The following is a 13,080-nucleotide window of genomic DNA, read 5'->3' on the forward strand; positions in this document are numbered from 1 at the left end:
CTAAAAGGAGCGAAGTGGCTAAGGTCCGGGTATACGAGCTCGCCAAGGAGTTCGGCGTAGAGAGCAAGGTCGTCATGGCCAAGCTCCAAGAACTCGGTGAATTCGTACGTTCGGCGTCCTCGACCATCGAGGCGCCCGTTGTACGCAAATTGACTGACGCATTGAACACGGGTGGTGGCAACGGCAAGCCCGCCGCCGCCAAGCCCGGGGCGCCGCGCAAGCAGGCCGCCCCCAAGCCGCCGGCCCCCTCGGGCTCGGCGACCCCCTCTCCCGCGCAGGCCGCCCGTCCGGGTCCGGCCGCGCCCAAGCCGCCGGCGGCCAAGCCCGCCGCCGCGGCCGACAAGCCCGCGGCCTCTCCGGCCGCTCCCGGCCCGCGCCCGGGTCCGAAGCCGCCGACGCCCAAGCCGGCGCCGGCTGCCCCGGCCGCGCCGGTCACCCCGGCTCCGGCCGCCCCGGAGTTCACCGCTCCGCCGGCCGCTCCGGCCGCCTCCTCGGCGCCGGCAGGCCCCCGTCCGGGCGCTCGCCCGGGTGCCCCGAAGCCCGCGGGCCGTCCGGCCCCCGGCCAGGGTGGTCAGGGTCAGGGCGGTCGTGGCGACCGCGGCGACCGGCAGGGTGGCGCTCCGCGTCCCGGCGGCCAGGGTGGCGCTCCGCGCCCCGGTGGCCGTCCGGCAGGACCGCGTCCCGGCAACAACCCCTTCACCTCTGGTGGCTCCACCGGCATGGCGCGCCCGCAGGCGCCCCGTCCGGGCGGCGCCCCGCGTCCCGGCGGCCAGGGTGGCCCCGGCGGTCCCGGCGGCGCCCCGCGCCCGCAGGGCCAGGGCGGCCAGGGTGCTCCTCGTCCGCAGGGTCAGGGCGGCGCTCGCCCCAGCCCCGGCGGCATGCCTCGCCCGCAGGGCGGTGCCCCGCGTCCCGGCGGCGCCCCCGGTGGCGGCGGTAACCGTCCGAACCCGGGCATGATGCCGCAGCGTCCCGCCGCGGGTCCGCGTCCCGGTGGTGGCCCCGGCGGTGGCCGTGGTCCCGGTGGCGGCGGTCGTCCCGGCGGTGCCGGTGGCGGCGGCGGTCGTCCCGGTGGCGGCGGCTTCGCGGGTCGTCCCGGTGGCGGTGGCGGCGGTGGCTTCGCCGGTCGTCCCGGTGGTCCCGGTGGCGGTGGCGGCGGCTTCGCCGGTCGTCCCGGTGGCGGCGGCGGTCGTCCCGGCTTCGGTGGCCGTCCCGGCGGTCCCGGTGCCCGTGGTGGCACGCAGGGTGCCTTCGGCCGTCCCGGCGGGCCCGCCCGTCGTGGTCGCAAGTCGAAGCGGCAGAGGCGCCAGGAGTACGAGTCGATGCAGGCTCCGTCGGTCGGCGGCGTCATGCTGCCGCGCGGCAACGGCCAGGCGGTCCGCCTGTCCCGTGGTGCCTCGCTGACCGACTTCGCCGAGAAGATCAACGCCAACCCGGCGTCGCTCGTCGGCGTGATGATGAACCTCGGCGAGATGGTCACTGCGACGCAGTCCGTCCCGGACGAGACGCTGAAGCTGCTCGCGGATGAGATGAACTTCGTCCTCGAGATCGTCAGCCCCGAGGAGGAGGACCGCGAGCTGCTCGAGTCCTTCGACATCGAGTTCGGCGAGGACGAGGGCGACGAGGACATGCTCGTCGCGCGTCCGCCGGTCGTGACCGTCATGGGTCACGTCGACCACGGTAAGACCCGCCTTCTGGACGCGATCCGCAAGACGAACGTCATTGCGGGCGAGGCCGGCGGCATCACGCAGCACATCGGTGCGTACCAGGTCTCTTCCGAGGTCAACGGCGAAGACCGCAAGATCACCTTCATCGACACCCCCGGTCACGAGGCGTTCACCGCCATGCGTGCCCGTGGTGCGAAGTCCACCGACATCGCGATCCTCGTGGTCGCGGCCAACGACGGTGTGATGCCGCAGACGATCGAGGCGCTGAACCACGCCAAGGCGGCCGACGTGCCGATCGTGGTCGCGGTCAACAAGATCGACGTCGAGGGTGCCGACCCGACGAAGGTGCGCGGTCAGCTCACCGAGTTCGGTCTGGTGGCCGAGGAGTACGGCGGCGACACGATGTTCGTCGACATCTCCGCCAAGCAGGGCGAGAACATCGAGGCCCTCCTGGAGGCCGTGGTCCTGACCGCGGACGCCTCGCTCGACCTGCGCGCCAACCCTGAGCAGGACGCGCAGGGTATTGCGATCGAGTCCCACCTGGACAAGGGCCGCGGCGCCGTCGCGACCGTCCTGGTCCAGCGCGGTACCCTCCGCGTCGGTGACACGATGGTGGTCGGCGACGCGTACGGCCGAGTCCGCGCGATGCTCGACGACAAGGGCGAGAACGTGAGCGAGGCGGGTCCCTCGACCCCGGTCCTCGTCCTCGGTCTCACCAACGTCCCGGGTGCCGGCGACAACTTCCTGGTCGTCGACGAGGACCGTACGGCCCGTCAGATCGCCGAGAAGCGTGCCGCCCGTGAGCGCAACGTCCGCTTCGCCCGCAAGGGTGTGCGGTTCTCCCTGGAGAACCTGGACGAGGCCCTCAAGGCCGGTCTGGTGCAGGAACTCAACCTCATCATCAAGGGCGACGCGTCCGGTTCGGTGGAGGCTCTCGAGTCCTCGCTGCTCCAGCTCGACGTCGGCGAAGAGGTCGACATCCGCGTCCTGCACCGCGGCGTGGGTGCGGTCACCGAGTCGGACATCGACCTGGCGACCGGCTCCGACGCGATCGTGATCGGCTTCAACGTCCGTGCGGCCGGTCGTGCCGCGCAGATGGCCGACCGCGAAGGTGTGGACGTCCGGTACTACTCGGTCATCTACCAGGCGATCGAGGAGATCGAAGCGGCCCTCAAGGGCATGCTCAAGCCGGAGTACGAAGAGGTCGAGCTCGGCACGGCGGAGATCCGCGAGATCTTCCGCTCGTCCAAGCTGGGCAACATCGCCGGTGTTCTTGTCCGGTCGGGCGAGGTCAAGCGCAACACCAAGGCGCGCCTCATCCGCGACGGCAAGGTCATCGCGGAGAGCCTCAACATCTCCGGTCTGCGCCGCTTCAAGGACGACGTCACCGAGATCCGCGAAGGGTTCGAGGGCGGTATCAACCTCGGCAACTTCAACGACATCAAGATCGACGACGTCATCGCGACGTACGAGATGCGCGAGAAGCCGCGAGGCTGATCCAGGCAGCTCGAACCGGGGCCGGTCGAGGGGAGGTAAATCCCGTCGATCGGCCCCGGCCGTTCCGTGTACGGTTCTTGTGTCCCTGCCAAGTGGTTGGCGGGGCGCGAACCCGAACCGGCGGGACATCCGGGCATACATGTATGTGGGGACACTGTCCTTCGATCTGCTCCTCGGCGACGTTCGCTCGCTGAAGGAGAAACGCTCCGTCGTCCGCCCGATCGTCGCCGAACTCATGCGCAAGTACGCGGTGAGTGCGGCGGAGACCGGGAACCAAGACCTCCATCGCAGGGCCGAGATCGGTCTGGCGCTGGTCTCCGGGGAGACGGGGCACCTCACCGACGTACTGGACCGGTGCGAGCGCCTGGTCGCCGCCCGTCCCGAGGTGGAGCTGCTCTCCGTTCGACGCAGGCTCCACAGCGACGAAGACTGATTGCACAGCAAGGCGAAGAAGGAGACGGAGCAGTGGCCGACAACGCGCGGGCGAAAAGGCTGGCAGACCTCATCCGAGAGGTGGTTGCCCAGAAGCTGCAGCGCGGGATCAAGGACCCGCGGCTCGGTACGCATGTGACCATCACGGACACCCGGGTCACGGGTGACCTGCGGGAGGCGACCGTCTTCTACACGGTCTACGGGGACGACGAGGACCGCGCGGCGGCCGCCGCCGGTCTGGAGAGCGCCAAGGGCGTCCTCCGTTCGGCGGTGGGCCAGGCCGCGGGCGTGAAGTTCACCCCGAGCCTCGCCTTCGTGGCGGACGCGCTGCCGGACAACGCCAAGGCCATCGAGGACCTCCTCGACAAGGCCCGGATGTCGGACGAGAAGGTGCGCGAGGTGTCCGCGGGCGCCGAGTTCGCCGGCGGGCCCGACCCGTACCGCAAGCCTGAGGACGAGTCCGACGACGAAACGGACGGCGACGCCCGAGCATGAGCAGCACCAGCAACAAGACGTCGGACGGACTTGTCATCGTCGACAAGCCGTCCGGCTTCACTTCGCATGACGTGGTCGCCAAGATGCGCGGGATCGCCAAGACCCGCCGTGTCGGCCACGCCGGCACCCTCGACCCCATGGCGACGGGCGTTCTCGTCCTCGGCGTGGAGCGGGCGACCAAGCTCCTCGGCCATCTCGCGCTGACGGAGAAGGAGTACCTGGGGACGATCCGGCTCGGCCAGAACACCGTCACGGACGACGCCGAGGGTGAGATCACCTCGTCGGCCGACGCTTCGGGGATCAAGCGGGACGCCATCGACGCGGGCATCGCCAAGCTCTCCGGCGACATCATGCAGGTGCCGTCGAAGGTCAGCGCCATCAAGATCGACGGCAAGCGGTCGTACGCGCGAGCGCGCGAGGGCGAAGACTTCGAGATCCCCGCCCGGCCGGTGAAGATCTCCGCCTTCACCGTGTACGACGTCAGGGACGCCGTCGCCGATGACGGCACCCCCGTCCTCGACCTGGTCGTCTCCGTGGTCTGCTCGTCGGGGACCTACATCCGCGCCCTCGCCCGCGACCTCGGCGCGGACCTCGGGGTCGGCGGTCATCTGACGGCGCTGCGGCGCACCCGTGTCGGGCCCTACAAGCTGGACGCGGCGAAGACCATCGACCAGCTCCAGGAGGAGCTGACGGTGATGCCGGTGGCGGACGCGGCCACCGCCGCGTTCCCGCGCTGGGACGTGGACGAGAGGCGCGCGAAGCTGCTGCTCAACGGCGTGCGGATCGAGATGCCGGGGGAGTACGCCGGGGTCGGCGCCGTCGCGGTCTTCGACCCCGATGGCCGGTTCCTGGTCCTGGCCGAGGAGCTGAAGGGCAAGGCCAAGAGCCTGGCCGTCTTCGCCTGAGTCATCCCTCCCGTACGCGGAATCTCCGTCGTGGAGCGGCGGACAGTTGTGCGTCGCGCCGCTCCACGACGAACCCCCCACCAGAGATGTATCCATTCCGTCGTGCCGATTCACCCCATCAGGCAGGCGCTCGGAGTGAACCGAGGGAGCAGAAGGGGGCGCGTTCGCGACGCGTTCTGTCCCGCTGATCACCGCCGACCTACCGTCGGAAGGACGGGGCGTCGCGGGAGGTTCGGGCATGGCGGGACAGGGCGACCCGACGGGGCTCGACGGTGGCCTCGTGCGGATCTGCGATCTGGCCGGGCGCCCACGGGGTATGGGGTTCGCCGCAGACGACCACGGCACGGTGATCACCAGCCATGAAGCGGTCGACGGCCTCGCGCGGCTCGTGCTGCACGCGGCGGGGGAGCGCGTCTGCGTGGTGACCGCCGATGCCGTGGTGGCACTCCCCGAGGCCGATCTGGCCCTCGTCCGCACCGACGGGCTCCATCTGCGCCCGCTGCCCGTCACGGTCCGCGACACCGTTCCCGTGGGCACCTACGTACGCATCGTCGCGCGCGGCCGGCGTGAGGCGCGGGTCCTGGGTCCGGCCCCCGTGACGTACACGGCGACGGACCGCTTTCACCTTCTCGACGCGGCGATGGAGCTGGCGATCGGCACGGACGGCGCCGACGCGCTGCGGCTCGGCGGCGGGGCGGCCGGCGGCCCGGTCGTCGACGCCTCGTCCGGAGCCGTGCTCGCCGTCCTCGGCACCGCCCTGCACAGCGAGCACCGCGCGGCGGGGTTCGCCGTGCCGCTGCGGGACGCGGCCGCCGCCGATCCGGGCGGGCCGCTCGCGGAGCTCCTGGCACGCAACGCGGCGACCGTTCCCGCGTACGGCCGCGATCTGAATCTGGCGGGCGCGCTGCACCTGGCGGCGACGTCCGTGGGCTCCGACGGCCCGCGCCCCACCCTCCTCGAACCAGTCGAACGCCCCGATACGACACGGGAGTTGGCGGACTTCACCGCCGGGCCCGCGCAGGTGCTCGGTCTGGTCGGCGACCCCGGCACCGGCCGTACGACGGAACTCGCCGCCCTCGCCGCATGCCGCGCGCGAGGCGCCGAACCGGCACCCACGCTGTGGCTGCGCGGCGCCGACCTCCAGGGCACGGACACGGGCGTGGGCGACGCGGTGGAGCGGGCGCTGGAGCGGGCCGGGCGGATTCTGGAGGCCGCGGAGGCCTCGGAGGAGGCCGCGGAGTGCTCGCTCGCCGAGGCGGACGACGGGCTCGGGGACATCTCCGCGGGGCGGGTCGCGCGGCTCGTGCGGGACGAGGGGCGGACGTTGCTGCTGTTGCTCGACGGCCCCGAGGAGATGCCGCCGGTCCTGGCGCACCGCCTCGCCGAGTGGAGCAGCGGGACGGCCGAGTGGCTTCGGGGGACGGGCGCGAGGCTCGTGGTGGCTTGCCGCGCGGAGTACTGGGAGCAGGCCGGGGAGCACTTTCCCGAGGAACTCGCTCCGGGCTGTGTGCGGCTGGGGGATCTGCCCGAGCGGCAGGCGCGGATCGCCCGTGCGCGGTACGGCATCCCGGACGGCGCGCTCGCCCCGGCCGACGCGCGGCATCCGCTCGCCCTGCGGCTGCTGGCCGAGGTGCGGGCGGCCCTGCCGGAGGAGCCGCCGCCGGGCCGCCCCGACCGGGAGGAGATCTTCGAGGCCTATCTGGACGTGTTGTGCCTGCGGGTCGCGGTGCGGCTCGCCGCGGCGAACGGGCTGCGGGGCGCGGCTGTACGGCGCCTCGCGGCGAAGGTGTCCGGGCAGGTGCACGAGGCCGCGCGGCGGTGCCTGGGGCCGGGGCAGGGGGAGCTGGACCGGGCGTCGTTCGAGGGGGTGTTCCCGTGGGGGACGGGGTGGGCCTCCGCGGTGCTCACGGAGGGGCTGCTCGTCCCTGCCGGGGACGGCTACCGGTTCGCGCACGAGGAGCTCGCGGACTGGATCCAGGGAATGCATCTGGACGTGGACGGTGCTTTGTGGTCGCTCGTGTACCGGCACCGCGAGCCGGTGCCGGAGGCGGCCCTGCCGGTACCCCGGCACCGGATCGGCCCCGTGATCCAGGCCCTGTTGCTTCTGGGCCGCCAGCGGGGGCCCGCGGAACTCGGGGCTCGGCTAAGGGACTTGGCTCGGTTCGGCGAGCCCTGCTCCAGGCCTCGTGAATCGCCCCCCGGGATCCAGGGCAGTGGCCACCGGTCCCGCCCTGCGGGACGAATGCCCACAGCGGCGGAGACGGGCAACGAGGACGCCCCGGTTGGGAGGGAGGGAGAGGCCGACTCCGTGGTGGGCGGTCAGGACGCCTCTGTTGTGGGCAGGCGTTCCGCAGGGCGATTGGGGTCTCCCCTGTTCGAGCGAAGCCGAGAGCTTGGGGAAGGGTGGGCACAACCCCAACCGCCTGGTGCCGGTCCGGCAGGGGCCGAGGGCGAAGTCACCGCACCGCCGGGGGCCGTCCCCGCACCGCCGGGGGCCGAGGCGCAGGGGGAGGGGAGTGCCCGGTGGTGGGCCACGCGCCTGCTGGTGGAGACGCTCTCCCGGGTGCCCGACGCCCGGCCCTACCTCGGGCTGCTGGGAGAGCTGGCCCAGCAGGGCACGTACCCCGCCGGGTTCTGGCTCGGCCTGCCGCTCCCCGAGAGCGACCGTTTCGATCTGCTGCGGGACGCCGTGATCCACGACCCCCCGCCCGGTCCCCCGCAGGGCCGCCGCTGCCTCGACGCGGTGGCCGAACTGCTGGCGGAGGACCCCGCGAAAACGCAGCCGCAACTGACCCGCTGGTTCACCGACGAACGCCCCCTCGAAGCCACCCCGCACGCCACCGTCGCATCGGCCGCCCAGGCCCTCCTCCACACCCACCGGCACCGCGCCATCGACGACCTCACGGAGATCCTGGTCGACTGCGCCCACCCCCGCGCCGACGAACTGCTCGGCGCCCTCGCGGAGGAGGAGCCCTCGGCCGTCTGCCGAGCCGTCGACCGTTGGGTCCACGACCCGCGCCCCGCACGCCACGTCGCCGCCGTCGCCTACGGCCTGCGCGCCGCCCCGCACGCCACCACGGACGCCGACCGCAGGCTCCTGCGGTACGCGGCCTTCGCCCTGCTCGCCCGCACCGCCGACGACTCGCTGCACGGCGCGGCCCTCGCCCTCCTCGTACGCGATCCGCAGACCCGCGCACGCCATCTGCCGCCCGCCCTGAAGCGCTTCACCGCCGGTGACCCGCAGCTGCCCGCGAGCGCGCTCGTCGCCGCCCTCGACACCCACCCGGAGCAGGTCATCGCCGCCTTCCGGACCCGGCTGTACGGCCCCGGCCCCGCGCCGGGCGACGTCCTGCGGGCCCTGGCCGACGTGACCGCGCCCGTGCTCGCGCGGCGGGTGGCCGATCTCGTACGCGACGTGCTGGAGCTCCGCCCCGACCTCGCGGGGCACGTGGCCGCCTACCTCGATCTGCGGTTCGAGCAGGGGCCCGGCGTCCGTGCCGTACTCTCCCCGCTGGTCAAGGGCCTCCTGCGGGACCGCCCGCCGCCGGTGCGCGCCGCGCTCGCCACCGCCGTCGCCGCCCCCGGAACGGACACCTCGCGTGCGCTGCGCACCGAACTCCTGGACGTGCTGCTCACCCAGGAGCGGGAGCCCGAGGTCCTGGACGCCGTGCTCTGCGCCGTGGCGGGCGGCGGCGACAAGGAACGCGTCCGCGAGCTGGTGCACCGCGTCGGCGCGCTGCTCGTCCGCACCCCGGAGGGCGCGACCTGCTTCGACCGGCGCCTGGTCGAGCTGGCCCGCTCCGTGCCGGGCTTCTCCACGCGGGTCGCCCGGTGGATCTGCGAGGCCCCGCAGGACTGGTCCGCCCTCGTCGGTCCCAGCTCGCGCCGCATGATCGAGAACCTCGCCGGAGTACGCGTTCCGGCGTGACCCCCGCCACCCCCTCCGATGCGATCCGGATCGCGCGGGCATGGCAGTCTTAGACCTGCGCATCGGCAATGGGACGTACACACACGTACACAGGTTCGGCGAGGAGCAAAGACAGTGCAGCGCTGGCGTGGCTTGGAGGACATCCCCCAGGACTGGGGGCGCAGCGTCGTCACCATCGGTTCCTACGACGGCGTGCACCGCGGGCACCAGCTGATCATCGGCCGCGCGGTGGAACGCGCCCGTGAGCTCGGCGTTCCCGCCGTGGTCGTCACCTTCGACCCGCACCCCTCCGAGGTCGTGCGCCCCGGCAGCCACCCGCCGCTGCTCGCCCCGCACCACCGGCGCGCCGAACTCATGGCGGATCTCGGCGTGGACGCGCTCCTCATCCTGCCGTTCACCACGGAGTTCTCGAAGCTCTCGCCCGCCGACTTCGTCGTCAAGGTCCTGGTCGACAAGCTGCACGCGCGCGTGGTCGTCGAGGGCCCCAACTTCCGCTTCGGTCACAAGGCCGCGGGCAACGTCGCCTTCCTGACCGAACTCGGCGCCACGTACGACTACGAAGTCGATGTCATCGACCTGTTCGTGAGCGGTGAGGCCGGGGGCGGCGAGCCCTTCTCCTCCACCCTCACCCGGCGCCTGGTCGCCGAGGGCGACGTGGAGGGCGCGGCGGAGATCCTCGGCCGCCCGCACCGCGTCGAGGGCGTCGTCGTACGGGGCGCGCAGCGCGGGCGTGAACTGGGCTTCCCCACCGCCAACGTGGAGACGCTGCCGCACACCGCGATCCCCGCCGACGGCGTCTACACGGGGTGGCTGCACGCCCAGGGCGAGGCGATGCCCGCGGCGATCTCCGTCGGGACGAACCCGCAGTTCGACGGCACGGAGCGGACCGTCGAGGCGTACGCGATCGACCGCGTCGGGCTCGACCTGTACGGGCTGCACGTGGCCGTGGACTTCCTCGCCTTCGTGCGCGGGCAGGCGAAGTTCGACTCGATCGACTCGCTGCTGGTCGCGATCGCGGACGACGTGAAGAAGTCGCGTGAGCTGATCGAGGCCGCCGAGTAGTTCTTTGCCCTGCCCTCCGTGCTTACCGGAGGTGGGGGAGGGCGACGCTGTTGATCAGCGGCCCTTCGACGGTGACCCCTTCGGTGATCAGCGACTCGATGTGCGGCAGCGGTGGCGGGTTCACCGGCGCGAACTCGGCCGCCGAGACCGGAGCGGTGGTCGCGATGACGGACATGGCGAGGGCGGCGAGCAGGGTGACGGTCCAAGCGCGGCGATGACGCATGCGATATCTGCTTTCTTACGGTTCTTCGGACCGCGTCGCCCGACGACCCTTTCGTATGATCGTCGGTGACTTTCCGGTCGTTCGGGGGTTAGCCACGGCGAGTGGGACGCGACCGGCGGCCCGCACACGCACGGGCCAAGGAGGCTGCTGTGAAGGGCAGTTGGGTGCAGAAGACATCCCGGTGGTTGCTGGTCGCGTCGATGGCGGCAGTGCCGTCCGCCCTGTGCTCCGGCGCGGCCCACGCTGACGAGACGCACGAGAACTCGCACAACGCCCCCAGGGTCGCGCTGATCAACACCGGGCAGATCGACGACCCGCTGGAGGACGTGCTCGAGCACACCCTCAACTTCGGCGACGGCTACAGGTGGGACTGACGCGAGCTGAACCGCACGTGGCCGTACCGTACTTGCGCGGGTCCCGGGGTGGCCGCGCAAGTACGTGACGACGCAGGGGTGTTCAGGTCACGGGGCGAGGCACGCCGCGCCCGGCACCTCCGAGGGGACGCCGGGGCTCGCCGGATCGACGAGCGAGGTGACGTCACCTGCCGACTGCGCCACGCAGTCGACGGTCCCGACGGGGTCCGGGATGGCGCTGGCCGGCACGGCGAGCACCCCCAGGAGTGCGACGGCCCCGAGGATGACGGCGGCGGAACGGCGCATGGAAATCTCCTTCACTTCGGTGGAGTTGAGTTGCTCACGATCCGTAGATGAACCGCGACACTCAGTGACTCCCCAGAGATCACGCCTGGTAGGCCCGCATCACCCGAACGTGGAAGAGGTAACGATCCGCCGGTCAGACCCCGGACGCGCCCACGTTGACCGTCGCCCAGTGGCACGCCACCTGCGTCTCGCCGCCGCCGGACAGCACCGGAAGATCCTCCGTCCGGCAGCGGTCCGCCACCCCCGCCGTCTCCGCCTCACCCGAGGCGAGAATCTGGCAGCGCGCGTGGAAGCGGCAGCCGCCCGGGATGCGCGACGGGTCCGGCGGCTCGCCCGTGAGGATCACGGGATCACCCGGGGCCTCCGGGAGCACGGACAACAGCGCCTGCGTGTACGGATGCTGAGGGGACGTCAGGACCTCCTCCACCGTCCCCGTCTCGACGATCCGGCCCAGGTACATCACCGCGACGCGGTCGGCGATGTTCCACGCCAGACCCAGGTCGTGCGTCACCACCAGCGCGGAAAGGCCGAGTTCGTCGCGGAGCCTGAGCAGCAGAGCGAGGATCTCGCCGCGTACGGAGGCATCCAGCGAGGCCACCGGCTCGTCCGCGACGATCAGTTCGGGCTCGAGGACCAGCGCGCCCGCGATGACGACGCGCTGACGCTGGCCGCCCGACAGCTCGTGCGGATAGCGCAGGAAGAACCGCTCGGGCGGCCGGAGCCCCGCCCGTGACAGGGCGTCGGCGACCGCGGCCTGCTCGTCGCCCCCGTACCCGTGGATGCGCAGGCCCTCAGCCACGGCCTCGTACACGGTGTGGCGGGGATTCAGCGAGCCGCTCGGGTCCTGGAGCACGAGCTGGACACGCTTGCGGTACGCCTTCAGGGCGCGCCCCGAGTAGTCGAGCGGCTTGCCGCTGAAGGTCACCTTGCCGGACGTGGGCGCCACCAGGCCGAGCAGGGAACGGGCCAGGGTCGTCTTGCCGCAGCCCGACTCGCCGACCAGGGCCACGATCTCGCCCGGCTTGATGTCGAGGTCGACGCCGTCCACCGCCCGCGCGGGCGGTGCGCCACGGCGGCCGGGGAACGTGATGTGCAGGTCGCCCGCCGACAGCAGCGGATCAGCGGAGGTCAGGGGTGCGTCGGTGGTCATGCGTCGCTGCTCCTCGGTGCGTGGTCTGTCGGGGCTCACGGCGTCCGCTCCGCCGTCGCCGGCGGGGATGTCGGCTGCGCCGGAAGCTGCGCGCCCGCGTGCACGCACGCCGCGCGATGCCGGGGGCCCGCGTCCCGCAGCGCCTGGTCCTCCGTGGTGCAGACGTCGAGGGCGACCGGGCAGCGCGGATGGAACGTGCAGCCCGTGGGGAGCAGGGACGGGTCGGGCGGGTCGCCGGGCAGGCCGCGCGGCGCGAAGCGGGATGCCGCGTCGCCGATGCGGGGGAAGGCCGCGGAGAGGGCCTTCCCGTACGGGTGCCGCGCGTTCTCGTAGACCTCGGAGGCCGGGCCCTCCTCGACGACGCGGCCCGCGTACATCACCGCGAGCCGGTCGCAGGTGTCGGAGAGCACCGCGAGGTCATGACTGATCATGATCAGGCCCAGGTCCTGCTCGGACACCAACTGCTCGATGAGGCGCAGGATCTGAGCCTGGATCATCACGTCCAGAGCCGTCGTCGGCTCATCGGCGATGATCAGGCGCGGATCGCAAGCGAGCGCCATCGCGATCATCACGCGCTGGCGCTGCCCGCCTGACAGCTCGTGCGGATACGCCTGTGCGCGAGCAGCGGGAAGCCCCACCTGTTCGAGCAGTTCCCCGGCCTTCTTCTTCGCCCCCGCCTGGGTCGCCTTCTTGTGCAGCAGGATCGGCTCGGCGATCTGGTCCCCGATGCGGTGCACGGCGTTGAGCGAGTGCATCGCGCCCTGGAAGACGATCGACGCGCCCGCCCACCGGACCGCGCGGACCTGACCCCACTTCATGGTGAGGACGTCCTCGCCGTCGAGCAGGACCTCACCGGTCACCTTCGTGCCCGCGGGCAGCAGCCGCAGCAGCGCGAGCGCCAGCGTGGACTTGCCGCAGCCGGACTCGCCCGCGACGCCGAGCTTCTGGCCCGCGTCGACCGAGAGGTTCACGCCACGCACCGCGGCCGCCCCGGACGCGTACGTCACTTCGAGATTTCTTACGTCGAGGAGGCGCTGTTCCGTTGCCTTGGCCTCTGTCACCTTG

11 protein-coding genes are annotated in these 13,080 nt (G+C 72.3%); 7 read left to right on the plus strand and 4 right to left on the minus strand.

From position 1 onward, the window contains the following. Positions 1 to 14 precede the first annotated feature (14 nt). From infB to ACWGI2_RS36105, 6 genes are all read left to right on the plus strand, one after another. A complete protein-coding gene (gene infB, locus ACWGI2_RS36080; protein ID WP_453700062.1) occupies positions 15 to 3,161 on the plus strand; it encodes a translation initiation factor IF-2 in 3,147 nt (1,048 codons plus the stop codon). 139 nt (positions 3,162 to 3,300) lie between these two features. Beyond that, positions 3,301 to 3,594, plus strand: coding sequence for a DUF503 domain-containing protein (locus tag ACWGI2_RS36085; RefSeq protein ID WP_453700063.1), 294 nt, complete (start codon positions 3,301 to 3,303; stop codon positions 3,592 to 3,594). Between the two features lie 32 nt (positions 3,595 to 3,626). Then, a complete protein-coding gene (rbfA, locus tag ACWGI2_RS36090; RefSeq protein ID WP_453400887.1) occupies positions 3,627 to 4,088 on the plus strand; it encodes a 30S ribosome-binding factor RbfA in 462 nt (153 codons plus the stop codon). After that, positions 4,085 to 4,993 carry a tRNA pseudouridine(55) synthase TruB gene (gene truB / locus ACWGI2_RS36095; RefSeq protein WP_453700064.1) on the plus strand — a complete coding sequence of 303 codons (909 nt, stop codon included), beginning with the start codon at positions 4,085 to 4,087 and terminating at the stop codon, positions 4,991 to 4,993. The genes rbfA and truB overlap by 4 nt, the downstream gene beginning before the upstream one ends. Before the next feature lie 238 nt (positions 4,994 to 5,231). Then, positions 5,232 to 8,921 carry a trypsin-like peptidase domain-containing protein gene (locus tag ACWGI2_RS36100; protein ID WP_453700066.1) on the plus strand — a complete coding sequence of 1,230 codons (3,690 nt, stop codon included), beginning with the start codon at positions 5,232 to 5,234 and terminating at the stop codon, positions 8,919 to 8,921. A 114-nt stretch (positions 8,922 to 9,035) separates the two neighbouring features. Beyond that, positions 9,036 to 9,983: a bifunctional riboflavin kinase/FAD synthetase gene (locus tag ACWGI2_RS36105; protein ID WP_453700067.1), complete on the plus strand. Its 948-nt coding sequence runs from the start codon at positions 9,036 to 9,038 to the stop codon at positions 9,981 to 9,983. Positions 9,984 to 10,005: 22 nt separating this feature from the next. On the opposite strand, the gene ACWGI2_RS36110 is transcribed toward ACWGI2_RS36105, so the two are convergent. Next, complete coding sequence (locus tag ACWGI2_RS36110; RefSeq protein WP_453400883.1) at positions 10,006 to 10,206, minus strand: hypothetical protein; 201 nt, start codon at positions 10,204 to 10,206, stop codon at positions 10,006 to 10,008. Positions 10,207 to 10,391: 185 nt separating this feature from the next. Here ACWGI2_RS36110 and ACWGI2_RS36115 point away from each other — a divergent pair, with 185 nt between their 5' ends. Beyond that, positions 10,392 to 10,580 carry a hypothetical protein gene (locus tag ACWGI2_RS36115; RefSeq protein WP_453700129.1) on the plus strand — a complete coding sequence of 63 codons (189 nt, stop codon included), beginning with the start codon at positions 10,392 to 10,394 and terminating at the stop codon, positions 10,578 to 10,580. A gap of 87 nt (positions 10,581 to 10,667) precedes the next feature. Here ACWGI2_RS36115 and ACWGI2_RS36120 read toward each other — a convergent pair whose 3' ends face one another. From ACWGI2_RS36120 to ACWGI2_RS36130, 3 genes are all read right to left on the minus strand, one after another. Beyond that, a complete protein-coding gene (locus tag ACWGI2_RS36120; RefSeq protein WP_453700069.1) occupies positions 10,668 to 10,865 on the minus strand; it encodes a hypothetical protein in 198 nt (65 codons plus the stop codon). A 133-nt stretch (positions 10,866 to 10,998) separates the two neighbouring features. Then, positions 10,999 to 12,015, minus strand: coding sequence for an oligopeptide/dipeptide ABC transporter ATP-binding protein (locus ACWGI2_RS36125; protein WP_453700070.1), 1,017 nt, complete (start codon positions 12,013 to 12,015; stop codon positions 10,999 to 11,001). Between the two features lie 35 nt (positions 12,016 to 12,050). After that, positions 12,051 to 13,076 (minus strand): ABC transporter ATP-binding protein, encoded by a 1,026-nt coding sequence (locus ACWGI2_RS36130; RefSeq protein ID WP_453700130.1) that lies wholly within the window; start codon positions 13,074 to 13,076, stop codon positions 12,051 to 12,053. Between the last annotated feature and the right edge of the window lie 4 nt (positions 13,077 to 13,080).

Source organism: Streptomyces sp. NPDC054866 (assembly GCF_053610745.1).